The sequence below is a fragment of the Mycolicibacterium canariasense genome, assembly GCF_002101555.1.
GTDB classification, from domain to species: Bacteria; Actinomycetota; Actinomycetes; order Mycobacteriales; family Mycobacteriaceae; genus Mycobacterium; species Mycobacterium canariasense.
This window is the reverse complement of the sequence record NZ_LQOL01000064.1, coordinates 72,562-93,714: the sequence shown is the minus strand read 5'-3', so window position 1 is coordinate 93,714 and position 21,153 is coordinate 72,562. Positions and strand designations below refer to the sequence as shown.

Sequence of the window (21,153 nt, the reverse complement as noted above, 5' to 3'; positions counted from 1 at the left end):
AGGTCTGCGATCATTTGAGCCATATCCGAGGGGGGTCGCCGCCATGTATCTCAGTGCCGAACGCGTCGCCATCGTCAACCACACGATCAAGGAGATGTTCGAGCAGACCTGCATCGCGTGGCAAGCCATTCCGCACTGGGATACCGGTGATCCCGGCCAGACCAAGGTCGTGAACGACAATCCGAACCTGACCAATGTCCCCGTGGTGCCGGCATCAGAAACCGTTCAGGTCACCGTCGCCGACCTGATCGCCCCGACGCCTGACGCGCTGCTGAGCAGGATCACCGACGCCGTGGTTCAGCTTGCGGCGGATGTCGACGAGTATGTGTTCCCGATCCTGCGCAATGCCGCGGCGAAGGTCATCGACCTCGCAGCCTTGGCTGCTGCCCCGGACATCCTCAATGGCCTCATCGACGCGCGGGTCGCCGTCGAGAACGCAGGTTTCCGCGCGCCGGCGAGTCTGTTCGCGGATACCGACACGGTCAAGGAGCTCTACACACTGGTCTCGGGCTATGCCCCGGTGAAGGATCCCATCCTGGATGCCGGCAACGTCAACGCGCTGCACCGCGTGGACACACTCGGCGACCCCGCCCCGGCCGGCGCCATCGCGGTCAATCCGAATACCAATCTGGTCCGCGCGATTGTGCTCGGCCGCCGTCAGCGCATCGCTCCCGGTTACGCCGCCGAGGCATCCCCGGGTGAGGAACCCGTCGACCTGGCTGTCAGCATCCCTCCAAGCTTCGAGGTCATCGGCGACATCGCTAAGAACAACATGATCGAGATTGTGGTCCGCATCCGGTATGCCGTACGCCCGAAGAACGGCGGCGGCCTGGTCGTCATCTCCAGCCCGTAATGACCACGGCCGCACCCGAAACACCTTCGGTCCCAGCGGCCCCCGACCCGCTGGAGGACTACCTCGCGCAGTGCAAGCAAGCCTGCGACGGTGAGATCGAGAGGCTCTACGGTGCCGGCCGCCGCGGCACCAGCAGCCTGCACGAGCTGATCCTCGACTACCCACTACGCGGCGGCAAGGCCCTGCGACCGGCCCTGAGCATCGCGATCTGCCTCGGCCTGGGCGGCCACCTCGACGCGGTGCTCCCGACCGCCGCCACCCTGGAGCTCTATCACAATGCCTTCCTCATCCACGACGATATCGAGGACGAATCCTGGTGGCGCCGTGGGAAACCCACCCTGCACATCGACCACGGCGTCCCGATCGCCGTGAACGTGGGTGACGCAATGCTCTCGCTCACCCTGCAACCGTTACTGGACAATGTGGAGCGCGTCGGGCTCGGTCCCGCGCTGCGCATCCTGCGTGCGGTGGCCCACATGACCAGGCAGACCGTCGACGGCCAGGCTCTCGAGCTGGAGTGGGTGAAGACCAATGCATGGCAACTCGACGACGCCGACTATCTCACCATGGTCGAGCTGAAGACCAGCTGGTATTCGTTCATCACGCCGCTGCAGGCCGGTGCCTTGGCGGCCGGAGCCGACACCGAGCGGCTCGCCCCGCTGGAGGCGCTGGGCCGGCACATCGGGGCGGCCTTCCAGATCACCGACGACCTGCTGAACCTGCGCGCCGACCCGCAGGACTACGGCAAAGAGATCGGCGGCGACCTGTGGGAGGGCAAGCGCACGCTGATGCTGCTGCATGCCCTGCGTAACGCGACGGCCGATGAACGTGACCGCGCCGTGGGCATCCTGGCCCGCCGGCGCCCCGGTATCGACGACGAGTTCAGCCTCGCCGACGTGCTGGAGCGACTCACGCGGCGTGGGGAGCTTTCGCACAGCGGACGGGACGAGATCATCGGTCACCTTCACCGGCAACAGCATTCGGAGCCCAAGCGGCTCGACGACATCCGCTGGTTGTTTGCGCTGATGCAGCGGGTCGGATCACTCACGCACGCCCGCAATGTCGCCGCCGGCCACGCCAGGGCGGCCGCCACGGTGCTGGCCGGGCTGGACTGGCTACCCGCCAGCAAGCATCGCGACATGCTCGCGGGCCTGATCGACTACGTGCATGGGCGAACCCGATGAACCCAGAAGTGCTGGTGGGCATGCTCACCGAATTGGAACGCATCAGGGAGGCCACCCTCGATCTCGTCGAACACGTTGCCCCGCAACTGCTTCCCACCCCCGACCCCGACTCCGACGGACCCGAGCGGGCGGTGTTCGAGCTGCTCAGGGGTGCGCGCCGAGCCGTGCTGGGCAACCCCGCCGCCGCACGACGGGTGCACGACATCCTGATCGCCGAAGGCGCCAGGTATGCGCGCACCCCCGAAGGCGCCCGGCTGCGGGAGGCACTCGCCGCGTCCGAGGCCGTCGAGAACCTGCGCCGCATCTGGGAAGCGGTGAGCCTCAACGTACTTGACGGCCCCAGCCATCCCGACGCCACTCCGCCGGCGTGGTCGGAGCTGCTGACCGACGCGATCGTCGGACACGGCCTCGACGACTCCATCCTCGCCCGCTTCCGGCCGGAAGGATTCGCATGAATCTCACCGACCCGCAATCGGCGCTGGCCGAAGCGAGCACCTTCGTCGACTACCTGGTGGGCTTGGCCGGACTCGGCCGATTGGTTCACTCGCTGGCGGCCGAAACCGGGGCCACCGCGACCGATGCCGACGATTTCGTCCACCTCTTGCTCGGCGTTGCCGGCATGGCTGCCCGGGTGGAACAGCTGGCCGCCTCACCGGCCGGCGCGGCAACCGCGTCCGAAGGCACCGCCTATCCGGACTCCGGGCGGTGGCTGCGATGACGGCGTCGCTGGCGGCAAGCGACTTCATGCGCACACCGATGCTGGGCACCGCCGAACCCGACGGCTTCAAGGAATGGCACCATTTCGTGGTTCATGCCAACGGTTTCCGACTGTTGATCAACTTCAGCCTGAACAACCAGACCACCGCACAGGGCGGTTTCCGGCTGATGCCCAGGATGATAGTGATCGGCCACGAGGACAGCTGGCACGGTGAGATCGCCCGGTTCGACGAGGCGGAGGTCGACATCTCCGCGACCCTCGGAGACCTGGCGATCGGCGGCAACCGGATGCTGGTGCGGCCGGACGGCTATCGGGTGATCGTGGACCTGCCCGCACACGGCGTGCACGGAGAACTGGACTTCGTGTCGGTGAGCCGGCCGTTCGTGGTGAACAACCAGCCTGTCGGGTCCGGACGGTTGAACTGGTTGTTCGTGCCGCGCTTGCACGCCACTGGCTGGATCCGGATGCGCGGGCGGGAGCACCGATTCGACGGCGACGTCGCCTACCACGACCACAACTGGGGCCGGTTCTGGTGGGGCGACGACTTCGGCTGGGAGTGGGGCACCGTACTGCCACGCGAGTCCGGCGATCCGTGGTCACTGGTGTATCTGCGGATGACCGACAAACGGCGCCTGCGCTATCTGTCCCAGGCGCTGTACGTCTGGCATCGCGACGAACCGGCGGCCATCTTCCGGCACGCCTCGGTACAGGTGCGGACCTCGGGGGTGCTCGCCCGCCCGCCGGATTGCACCCTACCGGCACCGATGCGGCTGCTGCTGGACGGCGACGTGCCAGGGGTGCCGGCCACCGTGGAGGTCACCGCGGCACACTCCGGCGACCTCGTGTGCGCACGCTTCTTCCCCCAGTCCTACGCTCGGTTGGCGCAGCCCAGCGAACTCGCCCTGGACGGCACCACCGTACTGTGCGAATCCAGCGGGACCGCCACGATGACCGGCTCGATCAACGGTGAGGGTATCGACTTCGCCGGCACGGGTGTATTCGAGTTCCTCCATGGCTGAGGCGGTTTCGTCCTTGCTGCGGCAGTCGGTCGACCATCTCGCCGACGAGGTTCCCGACAGTTACCGGTTGGTGCTGCGCACCCTCGGGCCGCTGGTGGTCGACCTGGCCGTGGACGGCGAACGCTTCTCGCTGCGGGGCGGCCGGCGGCTGCAGGTGTGCGGTGGTGACGACCGCGCGGGGACCCGGGTCGTCACCACCCGAGCCGGCATCCTTGATGTGCTCGACGCCGCGATCACCCTCGACGAGGCCGTGGAGAGCGGTGCAGTCGGGGTCCGCGGCAGCCTGGATGACGTCCTGCGCGCCCACGACACGATGCGGGCTTACGTGCATGCGGCGGTGCGCGCCCCGTCCCAGCCGGCGCTGCTGTCGGCCCTGCGGGCAGGCATGCCGTGAACCCACCGATCATCCCGCCCGCGGCTCAGCGCAGTCGGCCCACGGTGGCGGTGCTGGGAGCGGGTATCGCCGGCCTGACCGCGGCCCAGGAGCTCGCCGAACGGGGTTTCACAGTCACCGTGTACGAGGCGCGCGCCGATGAGCGCGCCGACCTGCAGTCTGGCCACCCACCGGTCAAACTGGGCGGTCTGGCTGCGTCACAGTTCGCGAAGGTGGGACCACACAAGGGATCTCACGGTGAGCTGCGCCCCTTCCCCGGCCGGCGTGGCCAACCTCCGGCACCCGGCCAGGCGGTGGCGGGTGAACACGGGTTCCGTTTCTTCCCGGCCTACTATCTGCACACCTGGGACCTGTTCAACCGCATCCCGATCTATGACCGGGTCAGTTCCGCCGGCGCCGAGCACTGGGTGCCGACGTCGCGCACCGTACTGGACAACGTCCGGCGGGTGGTCACCCAGGGCACGACCGTGTCCGGCAAGCCTTCGCTGGTCTTTCCGCGTGAGGCACCCCGTAGCCTGGCCGAGTTCCTCAGCGTGGCAGGACAACTCACCGGTCTGGGTTTCACCGTCGCCGATGTGCAGACCTTCATCGGCAGGTTATTGCGCTACCTGGTCACCAGCCCGGTCCGCCGGGCGACCGAATTGCAGAACCTGTCCGCCTACGACTACTTCGTCGGCCGGGAGGCCGACGGAACCCGCCGGTTCTACTACACGCCACGATTCGATGCGCTGCTACTCGAGATGCCCAGGGTGCTGGCAGCTTTCGATTCCCGGTGGGGTGACGCCCGCACCAATCTCACGACGTACCTGCAGTTGCAGTTGCAGATGGACCGGCGCGACAACAAAGCCGACGGTGTTCTCAACGGGCCGACCACCGAGTCCTGGTTCGATCACTGGTACCGGCACCTGGTTCAGCTCGGGGTGCGGTTCGTCCGCGCGGCCGCCGAATGTCTGGATCCGCCGGTCGTCGACCCAGACCAGCCGCCGCATCTACGCCCGCGGGTCCGGGTGACGTTCGCCGACGGAACGCGGGTCACCCCGGATTACACCGTGGTGGCCGTCGACGCCCCGACCGCGGAGCGGATCACCGCGGCCCTGCGCGCGGCAGGCACCGGGGGAACCGTTGCTGGCCTGGATGGGTTCACCACGTCGATGCCCCCGCCCGACGGACCGCTGCAGCCCGGCACCACGCGGTCGGGCGCTCGGCGCGATCCGTATGCGATGGATCAGATGGGCCGGTTGCCGTGGGACCGTTTTCAGACGCTGTCCGGGATCCAGTTCTTCTTCGACACCGAGTTCCAGTTGCTGCGCGGGCACATGTACTACTCGGGCACCGAGTGGGCGCTGTCGTCTATCAACCAGCATGGATTGTGGCAGAAGCGGCCCAGCCTGGCCCGTGACGGTTATGTGTCGGTGCTCTCGGTCGACATCGGTGATTTCAACACGCCGTCAAAGGCATTGGTGGACGAACGAGGGCACGGTAAGGCCGCCCGCGACTGCACGCCCGATGAACTCGCCGCCGAGGTCTGGCGCCAGATCGTTGCGGCCCTGACCACCGATGCTGGCGGTTCGCCGGAAGAGATCATCCCGTGGCCCGCGTGGTACACAGTGGACCGGGGGCTGATCACCTCGCCCGATACCGGGCTCATCGTGCGCAACGAGACCCCCTATCTGGTGCCGATCATCGGCGATTGGCCCAATCGCCCCGGTGGTTACCCGTGGAATCCGCACGGTACGTCCTGGACCTACCGCCCGACCGAGTCGTGGTGGTCCGACGACCTGTGGTTGCGCTACGTGTGGCAGGCTCGGCACGGTGGTTACCAGGTGCACCACAACTCCGTGGTGTTCGCCGGCACGTGGACCAAGACCTTCACCAGGATGACCTCCATGGAGGCGGCCTGCGAATCGGGACGCCATGCCGTGAACGCGATTCTGGATCACTATGTATGGGTGGGATCCGATGGCGCCGACCGCCGGGAACATACCATCCTGGACTGGCGGTTTCCCTACGGTTTTCTCGACCAGGGTTTGTCGAGTCCCATTCGGATGCCCACCCCCGCCGGCGATTATTGCTACATCTTCGATATCGAGAATCGCGAGCCGGCCGACGCGCGGCCCCTGCGACTACTCGATTCCCAGTTCGCCGCGGAATCGCTGCCGCATCCGCTGGATGCCCCCACACCGCCGCCCGCGACCAGTCCCCTATCGCCGTTCCAGATGCCGGAGGCCGACACATGACAGCACCACGGTTCGACGCGAATCTGCTTGCCTACCTGCAAGCCTGGCGCCAATACCTGGAACAGATGGCCAGTTCGGCGACGATGGGCTTCGGAGTACCCACCGCCGCCCAGTGGCCCGTCACGGCAGCGCCACCCATGCCGCCCATTCCCGCCCCGCCAACCATGGCACCGGTTCCCCCCATGCCGCCGGCACCGCCCGCGCTCGCGCCACCACCGGCGTATTCGCCGGCCCCGCCGATGGATTACACGCAGCAACTGCTGGCCACCCTGCAGGCCTGGCGGCACTATTTGGAGCAGGCCACCCCGGCCCAGGGCGCGCCCCCGGCCACTCCGACTGCGGCGCAGGAAACGGTGCCTCCACCGGTCGAGGGGCCGCAAATCACCGCGCCGACGTACACCACGTCACCACAGCCATCGGCCCCGGCCCACCGCACGGGCTCGGCCTACACCTCCAAGACCCCTTCGGCGACAACCGGTTACGCCCCACCGCCGCCGCGATCGCTGTACAGCAGTGCCGCGGTGCCCGATGCCGGCGGCCCCGGCGCCACGACCACGTGGTGGGACGGTGGCCGCCCACCGTCCGGCACCCCGAAACCACACTCGATCCCACAGGCGCCTCCCAACCCACAGGGCAGCCAGATCAAGGCCCCGCCGGATCTGGAGCCGCAGGCACCGATCCACGAAGGTTCGGCTGCGCCGCAGATGCAGGCCGTCCCCCGGGATCAGCTGGTTCAGCCGTCCTTCGACCGCCGTTCCCGATAAGCGGCCACGTGCTGGCGGTTCCCGCAATTACCGGTATCGCAGAACATCCGGGACCGGTTGCGCGACAGGTCGAACAACGCCGCATCGCAATCGGGTGCGGCACAGATCTTGAGCCGGCGCAGCTCGCCGCCGCGGATGAGGTCGGCCAGCGCCATCGCCATTTCGGCACCCATCCGCTGCCATAGCGGGTCGTGGATGGACGCCAGGTGCAGATGCCATTCCGGCATCTCCGGGTGCCGGGTCAGCCAGGGTGCGGCATCGGTGTCCGCCAACAGCGCGTTGACCTGTCCCACGACGCGTTCCTCGTCGCCGGCAGCCGCCCAGATCCGGCCGAGCCGCTCACGTAGTTGCTGCACCGATGCCAACTCGGCGGCGTCGCTGTCCCGACGGCCGGTCCAGCCGAAGCCGTCGAGGTAGTCGTCCAACGCGGCGGTGTCGCCGAGTTGTTCACCGTCGACGCGGTTGCTGTTGATCAGGACACACGCGGCGCGCAACGTGAGCTCCGTGTCATGAGTGAAAATCATTTGACGCCTGACTCCCCTCCCCGCTAACGTCATGACCAATCACTATTTTACTCATGACAGCTCGGGGGTTTCCGATGAGCGTGATCGACACGCGCGCCGACACCGGCCGGTTCCGGCTCGGCCTGCTGTTCGCCGTGGCGTCCGCCTTCACCTTCGGGATGTCCGGGCCGCTGGCCAAAGCCCTGATGGAGGCCGGCTGGACGCCCACTGCCGCCGTCACCGCCCGACTCGTCGGTGGCGCGCTGGCCATGGCCGTCTTCGCGAGCTTCGTCAAGCCGGACTGGATCCGCGACGCGGTGGCCCACCGCAGGACCGTCGTGGCCTATGGCCTGATCCCGATCGCCGGGGCCCAACTGTGCTACTACAACGCCGTCGCCCACCTGTCGGTCGGTGTCGCCCTGCTGCTGGAGTACACCGCGCCCGTCCTGGTTGTCGGTTGGTTGTGGGCCACCACCAAACGCCGGCCCGGCCGGCTCACCCTCGCCGGCGTCGCGCTGGCCGTCGCCGGCATCATGCTGGTGCTCGACGTCTTCGCCGGAGCCCGTGTCAACACCGTCGGCGTGAGCTGGGGCCTGGCCGCGGCCATCTGCGCCGCCTGCTACTTCATGATGTCCGACGAGGCCACCGCCGACGGCGACGGAGATGGCCTGCACCCCATCACGCTGGCCGCCGGCGGGCTGATCGTGGGCGCCGTCGCGGTGGCCGCCCTGGGCGCGTCGGGCGTGCTGCCGATGGTGTTCACCACCCACGACACCATGGTCGCCGGGCATACGCTGCCGTGGTATCTGCCGGTCGTCGCGATGGCGCTCATCCCTACCGCTATCGCCTACACGCTGGGCATCTTCGGCGTGGCCCGACTCCGGCCCCGGTTCGCATCACTGGTCGGTCTGGCCGAGGTGCTGTTCGCGATCCTCATCGCATGGGCCTTTCTCGGCGAAGCCGTCACCGCGATGCAGGCGTTCGGCGGCGCGGTGGTCCTGCTGGGGCTCGGCCTGGCCCGACTCGGCGACCGCGCCGAGAACGCACTGGAAACCGGCTGGCCGGATGTTCCTCCGGGCCGGCCGCATGCCGAGCAAGCGATTGGCAGCAACTAGCCCGCAAGTGTCAAGATGCTGTCCGTGACGTTGCCCAAGTTGTCGGCGCGGATAGCCGCCGTCGGTTCTGCCCTGGTCGCCGCCTTCGCCTTCCTGGCCGGTCCAGCACCGGTGGCGAGCGCCGAGCCGTGTTCGGATGTCGAGTTGATCTTCGGCCGCGGCACCAGCGAGGACCCCGGCATCGGTCGCGTCGGCCAGGCCCTCGCCGACGCTCTCATCCCACAGCTGGGCGGCCGCACGCTGAGCACGTACGGGATCAACTATCCGGCCACCTACGACTTCCTGACCGCCGCCGACGGCGCCTATGACGCGCAGTCGCGGATCGCGACCCTGGCCGCGCAGTGCCCGTCCACCAAGATCGTGCTGGGCGGCTACTCGCAGGGCGCCGCGATAGTCGACATGCTCATCGGGATTCCGCCCGTCGGCGACCGGATCGGTGAGTTCGGCTCGGCCCCGCCGCTGCCCGGCAACCTGGCCGGAAAGGTCTCGGCCGTCGCAGTCTTCGGCAATCCAGGTGCCAAGTTCAGCCACCCGGCCAACACCGCACCGGCGCCCTACGGCGCCCGGGCCATCGATCTGTGCGCCGACGGCGACCCGATCTGCTCGCGCGGCCGGAACCCGTTCGCGCACACCCGGTACGAGTCCTCGGAGTTCATTCCGCAGGCCGCCAGCTTCGTGGCAGCACTTGTTTAGCTAAGCTTCGCGTTAGAATGCGGCGTGACGTTTGATCTTGTGCGCCGTGTCGCCCTGGCCGCAGCCGCTGCCCTGCTGACCGCTACCGCGGTGATCGCCGGCCCGGCATCACTGGGCAGCCTTGCTGCCGCCCACGCCGACGGCTGCCCCGATATCGAGGTGGTCTTCGCCAGGGGGACCAACGAGGACCCCGGCCTCGGCCGGATCGGCAATGCGTTCGTCGGCTCCCTGCGCGGCAAGGTCGGCGGTCGCTCGGTGGGCACCTACGCGGTGAATTACCCCGCCAGCTACGACTTCCTGGCCGCCGCCAACGGTGCCAACGATGCCAGCGGGCACATCCAGTGGATGATGGACAACTGCCCCGCCACCCGGCTGGTGCTCGGTGGATACTCGCAGGGCGCCGCGGTGATCGACGTCATCAGCGCCGTGCCGTTTCCGGCGATCGGATTCAACGCTCCCCTGCCGCCCAACGCTCCCGACCATGTGGCGGCCATCGCGGTGTTCGGGAACCCGTCCGCGAAGCTGGGTCTGCCGCTCACCTCCAGCCCGGTGTGGGGACCGAAATCCATCGATCTGTGCAATCCCAGCGACCCGATCTGCACCGACGGTGACAACGTGGAAGCACACCGCGCCTACACCGGCGGCCCCACCAACCAAGCCGCGAACTTCGTCGCCGGCCTTCTGTAGAAGAATTTAGGAAAGTCACAGAGATTCGTTCCCGCGGACGGGAATGCGCCGCACAGACCTCTCGTTGATCTTGTTACGAGTTACCGCTAGTGCAAACAAGATTGATGGGGAATCTGGGAACATGAACGCGCACAAGATCTCTCTGAGTGGCGCCCGCGTGCGGGTCGCCGCCGTGGGTGGCCTCGCATGTATCGGCGCATTGGCCACCGGTGCCGTGCTCCAGCAGTCGCAACTGTCCGTCGCGGACGGTGGGGACATGCAACTCGGCACCACGCAAACCAGCAGCACGCCGCTCAAGGCGCCGGCCATTCCGAAGGCCGAACCCGCCATCAAGGGCCCGGCTCCGCTGCCCATCGAGGAGCAGGGCCTGCCGGGCTGACGCGTGAGCGGCCCGACATACGCAGCCCGATCACTCCAGCGGGACGGCTAGTATTTGCTGGGTGGTCACCTTATCGATCTCCGTACGGCGCTCTGCCGCCTCCATTCTGGTGGCGGCGAGCGCCGTCGGTGTTTTCACGGCATGGTCGACGGCGGGACCGCCCGCCGCGTTGCCGGTCGCGAGCGCCGACCCGTGCCCGCCCGTCGAAGTGATCTTCGCGCGCGGTCGCAACGAGCAACCGGGCGTCGGTCGCCTCGGCCAGGCATTCGTCGACGCGCTCCGCGCCCGGGTGCCCGACAAGGAGATCGGCGTGTACGGCGTGAACTACCCCGCCGACACCCAGATCGCGGAGGGCGCCAACGACATGAGCAACCGCATCCAGTACATGGCCGGCGCGTGCCCCGACACCCGACTGATCGTGGGCGGCTATTCGCTGGGAGCCGCATCGGCCGCCGTGGCGCTGTCGGCCACCGGCGGCGGTTTCGGCTTCAAGAATCCGCTGCCACCCGGCGTGGATCCCCATATCGCCGCCGTGGTGCTGGTGGGCAATGTGACCCGGCGGATGGGCGACTCATCCATCGCGCCGCAGTACCAGGGCAGGACGTTCGAGGCGTGCAATCCGGCCGATCCGGTGTGCGGCGACGGTTTCCCGCGGACCATCGCCGACCTACAGCGTGACTGGAGCAGCCACCTGCAGGACGCGTACATCGGTTCGGGAATGGTCGACCAGGCCGCCGACTTCGCCGCGGGCCGGGTGCAATAACGCCGACTGGCAGTACATCTCGGCAACAAAAGACAGATAAACGCCCACGTCAATTGTTACCGCTACAATCGAACCGGTGATCTTGATGTCGAGGGGTCGATTTCGCTGGTATGCCGCATTGCTGGCCGTGGTCGGTGGGGTACTGGTCGCGGCGGCACCCGGCGGCATCCTCCCGTCCGCATCGGCGGCCGCCTGCCCCGATGCCGAGCTGATCTTCGCCCGCGGCCGGATGGAACCACCCGGGGCCGGGCAGATCGGCAATGCACTGGTCGCGGCGCTACGCCAGAAGACCAAGAAGAACATCACCCTGTACTCGGTGAACTACCCGGCGGACACCCAGATCGACCTCGGCGCCAACGACATGAGCCGGCGCATCCAGGCCACCATGGCCAACTGCCCCAACACCCGGCTCGTCCTCGGCGGCTACTCACTGGGTGCGGCCGCCACCGATGTGGTGCTGGCGGTGCCGTTCCCGGTGCTCGGCTTCAAGACGCCGCTACCGGCGACGGCCGATTCGCATATCGCCGCAATCGCGTTGTTCGGCAACGGCATTCAATGGGTTGCGCCGATCACCCAGTTCAACCCCGCCTTCCAGAGCCGCACCATCGAGCTGTGCCACGGCGACGACCCGATCTGCAATCCCACCGATATGGAGAACTGGCAGGCCTACTGGCCCGATCACCTTGCGCCGGCCTACATCAAGGCCGGCATGGTGACCCAAGCGGCCGACTTCGTGGCCGGCAAGCTCAAGTAGGCCTGGTCCGCAGGTCCCGGGTGATCAGGATGCGGGCCTCCAACTGGTCATCGGGCGGGTAGTCGACCCCGACCAGGGACAGCCCGCGCGCTGGGGCGGCCGCGAAGGCGCTGGAGCGCACGGTCGCGTCCAGCAGTCCCGCGCACCACGCTGCCTCGCGACGGCCTTCCCCGACCGCGAGCACCGCGCCCACCAGGGAGCGCACCATCGACCAGCAGAACGCGTCCGCGGTGACGTACGCGGTGACCAGATCCCCGGCTACCGCCCAGTCGAAGCGCTGCAGATCCCGGATGGTGGTGGCGCCCTCACGATGCCGGCAGAACGCGGCGAAGTCGTGCAGGCCGACCAGACCGGCCGAGGCCGCCGCCATGGCGGCGACATCCAGCCGGCGCGGCCACGGGGTGACGAAGCGAGCCTGTTGCGGTGTGGCGCCGAAGGCCGCGGTGGTCAGCCGGTACTCGTAATGTCGGCGCAGTGCCGAGAATCGGGCGTCGAAACCGGCGGGGGCACGGACGATATCGAGCACCCGGACGTCCTCGGGCAGGAATCGGCCCAGCCGGCGCACCAGGGGGCCGAATTCCGGGTCCTGCGGCCGGGGGGTGCGTGGGTAGGCGTTGTCCAGCGCGGCCGCCGGCACGTCCACGTGTGCCACCTGACCGCTGGCATGCACCCCGGTGTCGGTTCGCCCGGCGGCACGCAGCACCACGGGGGTGCGGAACACCGTCCCGAGCGCCTCCTCGAGCACGCCGGCGACGGTACGCTGCCCGGCCTGGGTGGCCCAACCGGCGAATTCGGTTCCGTCGTAAGCGATATCGAGCCGCAAACGAACAAACCCGCCATCGGGATCGATGGCGGGTTCGTTCGTTGCGTCGTTACTTGGCGTCATCCTCGGAGTCAGCCTTGTCGTCCTTGGCTTCCTCGGTCTCGGTGGCCTCGGTGGCCTCGTCGACCGGGGCCTCGGTGGCCTCGGCGTCGGTGGTCTCCTCGGTCACGGCCTCGTCGACGGTCGTGTCCTCGGCAGCCTCGGGCGCGGCCGCAGCCGCCACCTTCTGGGCCGCATCCACGCGCCGCGCCCGGTCGGCTTCGGACGTCACCGTCTTCTCCCGCACCAGCTCGATAACCGCCATCGGGGCGTTGTCGCCCTTGCGGTTCTCGACCTTGATGATGCGGGTGTAGCCGCCGTTGCGGTCCGCGTAGAAGGGTCCGATCTCGGCGAACAGGGTGTGCACCACATCCTTGTCGCGGATCTTCTTGAGCACCTCACGCCGGTTGTGCAGCGTGCCCTTCTTGGCGTGGGTGATCAGCTTCTCGGCGTACGGACGCAAGGCCCGGGCCTTGGGCTCGGTCGTCTTGATGCGGCCGTGCTCGAAGAGCGAGGTCGCCAGGTTGGCCAGGAGGGCCTTCTGGTGCGAGGACGACCCGCCGAGGCGAGCACCCTTGGTGGGCTTGGGCATTGCGACTATCTCCTAAATGGGGCCGGCCCCCGTATCAGGTAGGACCGGGACGGATTCCGGGCGGGCGAAGCCCGGGGGTTGCGCCCTGTTAGAGCTGTTCGGTTTCGGCGAAGTCCTGGTCGGTGTCCAGGTCGTAGCCGGCGTCACCGGTCCAGGTGCCGGTGGCGACGTCGTAACCGGCGACCTCGGACGGATCGAAGGTGGCCGGGCTGTCCTTGAGCGACAGACCCAGCTGGTGCAGCTTGATCTTGACCTCGTCGATGGACTTCTGGCCGAAGTTGCGGATGTCCAGCAGATCCGACTCGGTCCGCGACACCAGTTCGCCGACGGTGTGTACACCCTCGCGCTTGAGGCAGTTGTACGACCGGACGGTCAGGTCCAGATCGTCGATCGGCAGCGCGAAGCTGGCGATGTGGTCCGCCTCGGCCGGCGACGGGCCGATCTCGATGCCCTCGGCCTCCACGTTCAATTCCCGTGCGAGCCCGAACAGCTCGACCAGGGTCTTACCGGCCGAGGCCAGCGCGTCCCGCGGGCTGATCGAGTTCTTGGTCTCGACGTCGAGGATCAGCTTGTCGAAGTCGGTGCGCTGCTCGACACGGGTGGCCTCGACCTTGTAGGTCACCTTGAGCACCGGCGAGTAGATCGAGTCGACCGGGATGCGGCCGATCTCGGCGCCGGAAGCCTTGTTCTGCACGGCCGGCACGTAACCGCGACCCCGCTCGACGACGAGCTCGACCTCGAGCTTGCCCTTCTCGTTGAGGGTGGCGATGTGCATGTCGGGGTTGTGCACCGTCACGCCGGCCGGCGGCACGATGTCACCGGCGGTGACGGCACCCGGGCCCTGCTTGCGCAGGTACATGGTGACCGGCTCGTCCTCCTCCGAGGACACGACCAGACCCTTGAGGTTCAGGATGATGTCGGTGACGTCTTCCTTGACCCCCGGAACGGTGGTGAACTCGTGCAGCACCCCGTCGATGCGGATGCTGGTGACCGCCGCGCCCGGGATGGACGACAGCAGCGTGCGCCGCAGCGAGTTGCCGAGGGTGTAACCGAAGCCGGGCTCCAGCGGTTCGATGGTGAACCGGGACCGGTTGTCGGCCAACACATCTTCGGACAGGGTGGGCCGCTGAGAGATCAGCATTTTTTCTATCTCCTTCTCGGCACCCGCTATTTGATGCCGGTTGGGTGATCCGCAGGACCGGTTGGCCTGCGGACATCTTCATTACTTCGAGTAGAACTCGACGATGAGCTGTTCGGTCAGCGGCACCTGGATCTGCGCCCGCTCGGGCAGCTGGTGCACCAGGACCCGCTGACGCTCGCCGACCACCTGCAGCCAGCCCGGGATGGGACGCTCACCGGCGGTGGCGCGTGCGAGCTCGAACGGCAGGGTGTTCAACGACTTGTCGCGGATGTCGATGATGTCGTACTGCGACACCCGGTAGCTGGGGATGTTGACCTTCACGCCGTTGACGGTGAAGTGCCCGTGGCTGACCAGCTGACGCGCCATCCGTCGGGTCCGGGCCAGGCCGGCCCGGTAGACGACGTTGTCCAGCCGGCTCTCCAGGATCTGCAGCAGCTCCTCACCCGTCTTACCCGGACGCCGCACGGCCTCCTCGTAGTACTTGCGGAACTGCTTCTCCATCACGCCGTAGGTGAAGCGGGCCTTCTGCTTCTCCTGCAGCTGCTGGCGGTACTCGCTCTCCTTGATCCGCGCGCGGCCGTGCTGGCCGGGCGGGTAGGGGCGCTTTTCGAACGACTGATCGCCGCCGACGAGGTCGACGCCGAGACGACGCGACTTGCGGGTGGCAGGGCCGGTATAACGAGCCATGAGTCTCTAGTCTCCTTCTAGACCCGGCGCCGCTTGGGCGGACGGCAGCCGTTGTGCGGCTGCGGGGTGACGTCGGAAATGGCGCCGACCTCAAGTCCGGCGGCCTGCAGTGAACGGATCGCGGTTTCGCGGCCCGAACCCGGGCCCTTCACGAACACGTCGACCTTCTTCACACCGTGCTCCTGCGCCTTGCGGGCAGCGTTCTCGGCGGCCAGCTGCGCGGCGAACGGCGTCGACTTACGCGAACCCTTGAAGCCCACGTGGCCCGACGACGCCCAGGCGATGACATTGCCCTGGGGATCGGTGATCGACACGATCGTGTTGTTGAACGTGCTCTTGATGTGCGCGGCGCCGAGCGGGATGTTCTTCTTTTCCCGGCGGCGGGTCTTGGCGGCACCCTTCTTCGGAGCGCCCTTCTTAGCTTGTGCCATCTCGGGTTACCTGGCCTTCTTCTTGCCGGCGATGGTGCGCTTGGGTCCCTTGCGGGTACGCGCATTGGTCTTGGTCCGCTGGCCACGCACCGGCAGGCCGCGGCGGTGCCGCAGACCCTGATAGCAGCCGATCTCGATCTTGCGGCGGATGTCTGCCTGAACCTCGCGGCGCAGGTCACCCTCCACCTTCAAGTTGGCTTCGATGTATTCGCGGAGCTGGCTCACCTGATCGTCGGTGAGGTCCTTGCTGCGCTGGCTCCGGTCGATACCGGTGGCGTCCAGGATCTCCTGGGAACGGGTACGGCCGATGCCGTAGATGTAGGTCAGCGCGATCTCCATGCGCTTGTCGCGCGGCAGATCGACGCCCATGAGACGTGCCATCAGGCAGTGTTTCCTTCTTCTATGCGGAGGTCTGGTCCCAGCCCGTTCCCTCGTCTTGATGGGGTCCGGCCTCCGTGCCGGACGTGTATGCGGGCCCTATGCCCGCACTGGAACTGGGATGTCTGCATTCAGTTGTGGGTGGAGCTACTGCTCGAACAGGGCTAGCCCTGCCGCTGCTTGTGCCGCGGATCAGAGCAGATCACCATGACCCGCCCGTGCCGGCGGATCACCCTGCACTTGTCGCAGATCGGCTTGACGCTCGGGTTCACCTTCACGGCTTCGCGATCCTTCTTGGTTGGGCGGTGACGAGCGCGAGCGCGCGCCACCGCTCTGGTGGTGGTTGCGGTTGAGGGGCGTGTTACTTGTACCGGTACACAATGCGGCCCCGGGACAGGTCGTATGGAGAGAGCTCCACCACGACGCGGTCCTCGGGCAGGATGCGGATGTAGTGCTGCCGCATCTTGCCGCTGATGTGGGCCAGGACCTTGTGTCCGTTCTCCAACTCAATGCGGAACATCGCATTGGGCAGGGGTTCGACCACGCGACCCTCGACCTCGATGGCACCGTCTTTCTTGGCCATACTGTCTAGCGATCCTTGCTTTCGTTTCGTATCGTGCGCCCGCTTCTGCAGTAGGTGCACACCGTCGTTCCGACTACAAGACGTGGGCTGGATCGGCAGAACGCTGGTTCCGGCGAAACACAGGGTCCATGGACAGGCACGCAAACAGTCGGCGCGGAGGCCGCACCGTTGTTCCACAATACCCTCTGCGCGGGCTGCACCCAAATCGCCGCAGGCCGCCGCCTCCGGCGGCCATGTGCGGAGGTCAACCGCCAAATCAGTGGACGGCGGGAGCATAATTGAGGGCGATATGACTGGACCCGCGGCCCAGCCCCGCAAACCCGTAATCCTCACCGTCGACGACGACCCTGCCGTGTCCCGTGCCGTGGCCCGCGATCTGCGCCGCCACTACGGCGAGCGGTACCGCATCGTGCGCGCCGAATCCGGCCTCGACGCGCTCGAAACCCTGCACGAACTGAAGCTGCGCGGCGACACCGTGGCGGTGTTCGTGGCCGACTACCGGATGCCGCAGATGAGCGGTATCGAATTCCTCGAAGCCGCGATGGACCTCTACCCGATGGCGCGCCGCGTCCTGCTGACCGCCTACGCCGACACCACGGCCGCCATCGACGCCATCAACGTCGTCGACCTGGACCACTACCTGCTCAAGCCATGGGACCCGCCGGAGGAGAAGCTGTACCCGGTGATCGACGGACTGCTGGAGGCCTGGCACGCGGTCGGCGACCGCGCCATCCCCTACACCAAGGTCATCGGACACCAGTGGAATCCGCGGTCCTGGGAAGTGCGCCAGTTCCTGGCCCGCAACGGCTACCCGTTCAAGGCGTTCACCGCCGAGGAACCCAAGGGCAAGCAGCTGCTCGACGCGGCCGGGCTCGACGGCAGGCAACTGCCGGTCGTCATCACCGAGGAGGGCACCCCGCTGGTCGAACCCTCGGACGCCGAACTGGCCGACCTGTTGGGGCTGTCCACCAACCCGTCCCTGGAGATGTACGACCTGGCCGTCATCGGCGGCGGGCCCGCCGGGCTGGCGGCGGCGGTGTACGGCGCCTCCGAGGGGCTGAACACCGTGCTCATCGAGCGGGCCACCACCGGCGGGCAGGCCGGGCGCAGTTCGCGCATCGAGAACTACCTCGGCTTCGAGAACGGGATCTCCGGCGTCGAGCTGACCACCACGGCCCGCCGGCAGGCCGAACGGTTCGGCGCCGAGGTGATCACCACCCGCAAGGCGATCAAACTGCAGGCCGGCGAGGTCGGCACCGCCCGCACCATCTCGTTCGAGGATCACAGCACCATCGGTGCCCGTGCCGTCATCCTGGCCACCGGCGTCGACTACCGGGAACTGTCGGTCACCGGTTGTTCGGCGGCCGAGGACTCCAATCTCATCGGCAAGGGCGTGTACTACGGCGCATCGGTGTCGGACGCCTCGGAGTGCGCCGGGGAGGACGTGTACATCGTCGGGGGCGCCAACTCGGCCGGTCAGGCGGCCATGTTCATGGCCAGGGAGGCCAAGTCGGTGACCCTGCTGGTGCGCGGGCCGTCGCTGGAGGCCTCGATGTCCTATTACCTGATCCAGCAGATCGAGCAGACCCCCAATATCCACGTGCGTACCTGCACCGAGGTGGTCGGCACCACCGCCGAGGACGACCACCTGGCGGGGCTGACGCTGGAGAACAAGCGGACCGGCGAACGCGAGGACGTGCGCTCGACCCGGTTGTGCTGTTTCATCGGCGCCACCCCGCGTACCGAATGGCTCGACGGTGTGGTGGCCCGCGACGACCACGGGTTCATCCTGGCCGGACCGGACCTGCGCGACGTGTGCGGATGGACGCTGGAACGTCCGCCGCACCATTTGGAAACAAGTGTGCCCGGTGTGTTTGTTGCAGGAGATGTGCGCGCCGAATCCGCCAAGCGGGTGGCGGCCGCCGTCGGCGAGGGGTCGATGGCGGTGATGCTGGTGCACCGCTATTTGGCAGAAGCATGATGGCCGGCCGGCTTGACGGGAGTAGATGACAACGATGGGCGAGACCTGCGTGCGCGACGAACTTCGGACCTTGTTCCTGTTCGAGCACCTGTCGGACGAGCAGCTCGACACGCTGTGCGAGGCCGGCACCATCGAGACGTTCCCGGCCGGGCCGATCGTCACCGAAGGGGACCCGGCCACCTGCTTCTATGTGCTGATCGACGGCGAACTGATCATGTCGAAGCGTTCCGGCGGCGTCGACATCCAGACCAACCGCACCTCGCAGCGGGGCGTGTACTTCGGCGCGTGGTCGGCCTACATCCCGGGTGAGGAACACATCTACCAGGCCTCGGTTCGGCTGGTGGAGCCCTCCCGGGTGTTCGTGCTGGACGCCGAGGGGTTCGCGGCCTTCATGCGCTCGCAGTTCCCGATGGCCGTGCACCTGCTGGAGGGCCATCTGGTCGGCGGCCGCCGGCAGAGCCAGATCATCGGGCAGCGCGAGAAGCTGCTGGCGTTGGGCACCATCACCGCGGGGCTCACCCATCAGCTCAACAATCCGGCGGCGGCCACCGCACGTGCGGTGGCCGATCTGCGCGAGGGTGTCGGCAAGATGCGGCACAAACTGGCCATGCTCGCCGACGGCAAGTTCTCCCCCGACGCGCTGCGGGTGCTGATCACCATCCAGGACCAGGTGGCCGAACAGGTCGCCAAGAGCAAGGGCTTGGAGCTGACGGCGCTGGAGACCTCCGACCGCGAGGACCAGATCGGGGAATGGCTGGAGGACCACGGCATCGCCAGCGCCTGGGACTATGCGCCGACGTTCGTCGAGGCGGGCCTGGACATCGACTGGCTGGAGCGGATCTCGGTGTCCTGTGAGGACGCTGATGCGACGGCATCGCTGCAGAGCGCGATCGGCTGGCTGAAGTACACCATCGACACCGAGCTGCGGATGAACGAGATCGCCGAGGCCAGCCGGCGCATCTCCGCGTTGCTGGCCGGCGCCAAACAGTACTCGCAGATGGACCGCGGCTCCTATCAGAGCGCCGACGTGCACGAACTGCTGCGCAGCACGATCATGATGTTCGGCGACAAGATCGGGCATCAGGGCAAGCCGATCACCCTGGTCAAGGACATGGACAAGTCGCTGCCCGAATTGCAGTGCTACCCAGGCGATCTCAATCAAGTGTGGACCAACATCATCGACAACGCGATCCAGGCCATGGACGGGCACGGCACCCTGACCATCCGCACGGCACGCGAGAGCGATCAGATGATCCGCGTCGAGATCTGTGACGACGGCCCGGGGATCCCCGAGGACATCATCGGTCGCATCTTCACCCCGTTCTTCACCACCAAGCCGTTCGGCGAGGGCACCGGCCTGGGCCTGGACCTGGCCTGGCGCATCGTCGTCGAGAAGCACGGCGGTGATCTGCGGGTGATGTCCGAACCCGGCAACACCCGGTTCATCATCTGCCTGCCGCTGGTCGCACCGCGCCCCGCCGAGGCCGACCCCGGCGAATAGTTTCTGCTCATGCGGATCGAATCGGAATACCGCCGCACCGGCGACCGGTTGATCTGAACCATGACCCAGAACACAGCCAAACCCGATCTCGGCCCTTTCGGCGTCTTCGGCCACTACACCCAGTGGCAACAGTTCTCCCCCGCCCAACTGCGCAAGATCGAGGCGCTGGGCTACGGCGCCGTCTGGGCCGGTGGCTCGCCGCCCGCCGAACTGGACTGGGTCGAACCGATCCTGGCCGCCACCGAAACCCTGCAGGTGGCCACCGGCATCGTGAACATCTGGACCGCGGATGGGGGCGCCACCGCCGAGTCGTTCCACCGCATCGAGAAGGCGTATCCCGGCCGCTTCCTGCTCGGCATCGGTGTCGGCCACCCTGAGGCCATCACCGAGTATCAGAAGCCGCTCGACGCCCTCAACGCGTACCTGGACAGGCTCGACGAGCACGGGGTGCCCAAGCACCGCCGGGTGGTGGCCGCGTTGGGCCCGAAGGTGCTGCAACTGTCGGCTGACCGATCCGCGGGCGCACACCCGTACCTCACCACGCCCGAACACAGCAAGCGGGCCAGGGAGCTCCTCGGCGCCGATGCCTTCATCGCGCCCGAACACAAAGTGGCGGTAACCACCGACGCCGAGCAGGCGCGCGCCGCCGGCCGCAAGACCCTGGAGATCTACCTGAATCTGGACAACTACCTCAACAGCTGGAAACGCCTGGGATTCACCGATGCTGACGTGGCCAAGCCGGGCAGCGACCGTCTCGTGGACGCGGTGGTCGCCTACGGAACCGTCGACGCGATCGCGGCTCGGCTACGCGAGCACCTCGACGCGGGCGCCGATCACGTCCCGGTGCAGGTTCTGACGTCACCGGACAAGGTGTTGGACGCTCTGACCGAACTCGCCGGGCCGTTGGGCCTGCGGTGAACCGAAAGGGATTGTG

Annotated in this window: 24 protein-coding genes and 1 pseudogene; 16 read left to right on the top strand and 9 right to left on the bottom strand. The window is 67.4% G+C overall.

The window, feature by feature from the left end:
* The first annotated feature begins 43 nt into the window (after window positions 1-43).
* The 7 genes and pseudogenes from AWB94_RS23435 to AWB94_RS23405 all read left to right on the top strand — a co-directional run bounded on the left by AWB94_RS23435 (window position 44) and on the right by AWB94_RS23405 (window position 7,169).
* Window positions 44-853, top strand: a complete 810-nt coding sequence (locus AWB94_RS23435; protein ID WP_062658178.1) for a hypothetical protein — start codon at window positions 44-46, stop codon at window positions 851-853.
* Window positions 853-2,037 (top strand): polyprenyl synthetase family protein, encoded by a 1,185-nt coding sequence (locus AWB94_RS23430; protein ID WP_062658179.1) that lies wholly within the window; start codon window positions 853-855, stop codon window positions 2,035-2,037. Before AWB94_RS23435 ends, AWB94_RS23430 begins: the two co-directional genes overlap by 1 nt.
* The gene (locus AWB94_RS23425; protein WP_062658180.1) at window positions 2,034-2,492 is read left to right on the top strand and encodes a hypothetical protein; all 459 of its coding nucleotides are present in this window, start codon (window positions 2,034-2,036) and stop codon (window positions 2,490-2,492) included. Before AWB94_RS23430 ends, AWB94_RS23425 begins: the two co-directional genes overlap by 4 nt.
* Entirely contained in the window at window positions 2,489-2,755 is a 267-nt protein-coding gene (locus tag AWB94_RS23420) for a hypothetical protein (RefSeq protein WP_062658181.1), read from the top strand. Before AWB94_RS23425 ends, AWB94_RS23420 begins: the two co-directional genes overlap by 4 nt.
* Complete coding sequence (locus tag AWB94_RS23415) at window positions 2,752-3,774, top strand: hypothetical protein (RefSeq protein WP_062658263.1); 1,023 nt, start codon at window positions 2,752-2,754, stop codon at window positions 3,772-3,774. Before AWB94_RS23420 ends, AWB94_RS23415 begins: the two co-directional genes overlap by 4 nt.
* Window positions 3,767-4,168 carry a hypothetical protein gene (locus AWB94_RS23410; RefSeq protein ID WP_062658182.1) on the top strand — a complete coding sequence of 134 codons (402 nt, stop codon included), beginning with the start codon at window positions 3,767-3,769 and terminating at the stop codon, window positions 4,166-4,168. Before AWB94_RS23415 ends, AWB94_RS23410 begins: the two co-directional genes overlap by 8 nt.
* Window positions 4,165-7,169 (top strand): annotated as a pseudogene (locus tag AWB94_RS23405) (FAD-dependent oxidoreductase). The gene AWB94_RS23410 and the pseudogene AWB94_RS23405 overlap by 4 nt, the downstream one beginning before the upstream one ends.
* Here AWB94_RS23405 and AWB94_RS23400 read toward each other — a convergent pair.
* Window positions 7,139-7,693, bottom strand: coding sequence for a CGNR zinc finger domain-containing protein (locus AWB94_RS23400; protein WP_062658185.1), 555 nt, complete (start codon window positions 7,691-7,693; stop codon window positions 7,139-7,141). The pseudogene AWB94_RS23405 and the gene AWB94_RS23400 sit on opposite strands and share 31 nt — an antisense overlap.
* A gap of 74 nt (window positions 7,694-7,767) precedes the next feature.
* On the opposite strand from AWB94_RS23400, the gene AWB94_RS23395 reads away from it, so the two are divergent.
* The 6 genes from AWB94_RS23395 (at window position 7,768) to AWB94_RS23370 (ending at window position 12,063) form a co-directional block, all read left to right on the top strand.
* Window positions 7,768-8,787, top strand: a complete 1,020-nt coding sequence (locus AWB94_RS23395; protein WP_062658186.1) for an EamA family transporter — start codon at window positions 7,768-7,770, stop codon at window positions 8,785-8,787.
* A gap of 15 nt (window positions 8,788-8,802) precedes the next feature.
* The gene (locus AWB94_RS23390; protein WP_062658187.1) at window positions 8,803-9,480 is read left to right on the top strand and encodes a cutinase family protein; all 678 of its coding nucleotides are present in this window, start codon (window positions 8,803-8,805) and stop codon (window positions 9,478-9,480) included.
* A gap of 24 nt (window positions 9,481-9,504) precedes the next feature.
* Window positions 9,505-10,167, top strand: coding sequence for a cutinase family protein (locus AWB94_RS23385; RefSeq protein WP_062658188.1), 663 nt, complete (start codon window positions 9,505-9,507; stop codon window positions 10,165-10,167).
* 121 nt (window positions 10,168-10,288) lie between these two features.
* Entirely contained in the window at window positions 10,289-10,546 is a 258-nt protein-coding gene (locus AWB94_RS23380) for a hypothetical protein (protein WP_062658189.1), read from the top strand.
* A gap of 61 nt (window positions 10,547-10,607) precedes the next feature.
* Window positions 10,608-11,309, top strand: a complete 702-nt coding sequence (locus tag AWB94_RS23375) for a cutinase family protein (protein ID WP_109762426.1) — start codon at window positions 10,608-10,610, stop codon at window positions 11,307-11,309.
* 85 nt (window positions 11,310-11,394) lie between these two features.
* Complete coding sequence (locus tag AWB94_RS23370; RefSeq protein WP_062658264.1) at window positions 11,395-12,063, top strand: cutinase family protein; 669 nt, start codon at window positions 11,395-11,397, stop codon at window positions 12,061-12,063.
* Here AWB94_RS23370 and truA read toward each other — a convergent pair.
* The 8 genes from truA to infA form a co-directional block, all read right to left on the bottom strand.
* A complete protein-coding gene (gene truA, locus AWB94_RS23365) occupies window positions 12,056-12,949 on the bottom strand; it encodes a tRNA pseudouridine(38-40) synthase TruA (RefSeq protein WP_062658191.1) in 894 nt (297 codons plus the stop codon). The genes AWB94_RS23370 and truA overlap by 8 nt on opposite strands.
* Window positions 12,936-13,517, bottom strand: coding sequence for a 50S ribosomal protein L17 (gene rplQ, locus AWB94_RS23360; protein WP_062658192.1), 582 nt, complete (start codon window positions 13,515-13,517; stop codon window positions 12,936-12,938). The genes truA and rplQ overlap by 14 nt, the downstream gene beginning before the upstream one ends.
* 88 nt (window positions 13,518-13,605) lie before the next feature.
* The gene (locus AWB94_RS23355) at window positions 13,606-14,667 is read right to left on the bottom strand and encodes a DNA-directed RNA polymerase subunit alpha (protein WP_264021409.1); all 1,062 of its coding nucleotides are present in this window, start codon (window positions 14,665-14,667) and stop codon (window positions 13,606-13,608) included.
* A 72-nt stretch (window positions 14,668-14,739) separates the two neighbouring features.
* Entirely contained in the window at window positions 14,740-15,345 is a 606-nt protein-coding gene (gene rpsD, locus AWB94_RS23350) for a 30S ribosomal protein S4 (protein ID WP_062658194.1), read from the bottom strand.
* Between the two features lie 17 nt (window positions 15,346-15,362).
* Window positions 15,363-15,776 (bottom strand): 30S ribosomal protein S11, encoded by a 414-nt coding sequence (rpsK, locus tag AWB94_RS23345; RefSeq protein ID WP_024449926.1) that lies wholly within the window; start codon window positions 15,774-15,776, stop codon window positions 15,363-15,365.
* Window positions 15,777-15,782: 6 nt separating this feature from the next.
* Window positions 15,783-16,157: a 30S ribosomal protein S13 gene (gene rpsM / locus AWB94_RS23340; protein WP_062658195.1), complete on the bottom strand. Its 375-nt coding sequence runs from the start codon at window positions 16,155-16,157 to the stop codon at window positions 15,783-15,785.
* Window positions 16,158-16,318: 161 nt separating this feature from the next.
* Window positions 16,319-16,432, bottom strand: a complete 114-nt coding sequence (gene rpmJ / locus AWB94_RS23335; protein ID WP_003879483.1) for a 50S ribosomal protein L36 — start codon at window positions 16,430-16,432, stop codon at window positions 16,319-16,321.
* Between the two features lie 83 nt (window positions 16,433-16,515).
* On the bottom strand, window positions 16,516-16,737 hold the full coding sequence (gene infA / locus AWB94_RS23330; RefSeq protein ID WP_003418601.1) for a translation initiation factor IF-1: 222 nt from the start codon (window positions 16,735-16,737) through the stop codon (window positions 16,516-16,518).
* 289 nt (window positions 16,738-17,026) lie between these two features.
* Between infA and AWB94_RS23325 the strand changes: the two genes are divergently transcribed.
* Genes AWB94_RS23325 through AWB94_RS23315 form a run of 3 tightly spaced genes read left to right on the top strand, consistent with a single transcriptional unit; the run spans window position 17,027 to window position 21,137 of the window.
* Window positions 17,027-18,718 carry an NAD(P)/FAD-dependent oxidoreductase gene (locus tag AWB94_RS23325; protein ID WP_062658196.1) on the top strand — a complete coding sequence of 564 codons (1,692 nt, stop codon included), beginning with the start codon at window positions 17,027-17,029 and terminating at the stop codon, window positions 18,716-18,718.
* A 34-nt stretch (window positions 18,719-18,752) separates the two neighbouring features.
* Window positions 18,753-20,219 (top strand): ATP-binding protein, encoded by a 1,467-nt coding sequence (locus tag AWB94_RS23320; protein ID WP_062658197.1) that lies wholly within the window; start codon window positions 18,753-18,755, stop codon window positions 20,217-20,219.
* Window positions 20,220-20,279: 60 nt separating this feature from the next.
* Window positions 20,280-21,137 (top strand): LLM class F420-dependent oxidoreductase, encoded by an 858-nt coding sequence (locus AWB94_RS23315; protein ID WP_062658198.1) that lies wholly within the window; start codon window positions 20,280-20,282, stop codon window positions 21,135-21,137.
* Window positions 21,138-21,153 lie beyond the last annotated feature (16 nt).

Excerpts from the sequence above, each read along its gene's own strand:
- AWB94_RS23380 (WP_062658189.1), top strand. The coding sequence starts at position 10,289 with ATGAACGCGCACAAGATCTCTCTGAGTGGCGCCCGCGTGCGGGTCGCC.
- AWB94_RS23315 (WP_062658198.1), top strand. The coding sequence starts at position 20,280 with ATGACCCAGAACACAGCCAAACCCGATCTCGGCCCTTTCGGCGTCTTC.
- AWB94_RS23410 (WP_062658182.1), top strand. The coding sequence starts at position 3,767 with ATGGCTGAGGCGGTTTCGTCCTTGCTGCGGCAGTCGGTCGACCATCTC.
- AWB94_RS23390 (WP_062658187.1), top strand. The coding sequence starts at position 8,803 with ATGCTGTCCGTGACGTTGCCCAAGTTGTCGGCGCGGATAGCCGCCGTC.
- AWB94_RS23420 (WP_062658181.1), top strand. The coding sequence starts at position 2,489 with ATGAATCTCACCGACCCGCAATCGGCGCTGGCCGAAGCGAGCACCTTC.
- AWB94_RS23415 (WP_062658263.1), top strand. The coding sequence starts at position 2,752 with ATGACGGCGTCGCTGGCGGCAAGCGACTTCATGCGCACACCGATGCTG.
- AWB94_RS23425 (WP_062658180.1), top strand. The coding sequence starts at position 2,034 with ATGAACCCAGAAGTGCTGGTGGGCATGCTCACCGAATTGGAACGCATC.
- AWB94_RS23320 (WP_062658197.1), top strand. The coding sequence starts at position 18,753 with ATGGGCGAGACCTGCGTGCGCGACGAACTTCGGACCTTGTTCCTGTTC.
- truA (WP_062658191.1), bottom strand. The coding sequence starts at position 12,949 with ATGACGCCAAGTAACGACGCAACGAACGAACCCGCCATCGATCCCGAT.
- AWB94_RS23430 (WP_062658179.1), top strand. The coding sequence starts at position 853 with ATGACCACGGCCGCACCCGAAACACCTTCGGTCCCAGCGGCCCCCGAC.
- infA (WP_003418601.1), bottom strand. The coding sequence starts at position 16,737 with ATGGCCAAGAAAGACGGTGCCATCGAGGTCGAGGGTCGCGTGGTCGAA.
- AWB94_RS23325 (WP_062658196.1), top strand. The coding sequence starts at position 17,027 with ATGACTGGACCCGCGGCCCAGCCCCGCAAACCCGTAATCCTCACCGTC.
- AWB94_RS23370 (WP_062658264.1), top strand. The coding sequence starts at position 11,395 with ATGTCGAGGGGTCGATTTCGCTGGTATGCCGCATTGCTGGCCGTGGTC.
- AWB94_RS23400 (WP_062658185.1), bottom strand. The coding sequence starts at position 7,693 with ATGATTTTCACTCATGACACGGAGCTCACGTTGCGCGCCGCGTGTGTC.
- rpsM (WP_062658195.1), bottom strand. The coding sequence starts at position 16,157 with ATGGCACGTCTCATGGGCGTCGATCTGCCGCGCGACAAGCGCATGGAG.
- AWB94_RS23395 (WP_062658186.1), top strand. The coding sequence starts at position 7,768 with ATGAGCGTGATCGACACGCGCGCCGACACCGGCCGGTTCCGGCTCGGC.
- AWB94_RS23435 (WP_062658178.1), top strand. The coding sequence starts at position 44 with ATGTATCTCAGTGCCGAACGCGTCGCCATCGTCAACCACACGATCAAG.
- rpsD (WP_062658194.1), bottom strand. The coding sequence starts at position 15,345 with ATGGCTCGTTATACCGGCCCTGCCACCCGCAAGTCGCGTCGTCTCGGC.
- rpsK (WP_024449926.1), bottom strand. The coding sequence starts at position 15,776 with ATGGCACAAGCTAAGAAGGGCGCTCCGAAGAAGGGTGCCGCCAAGACC.
- rplQ (WP_062658192.1), bottom strand. The coding sequence starts at position 13,517 with ATGCCCAAGCCCACCAAGGGTGCTCGCCTCGGCGGGTCGTCCTCGCAC.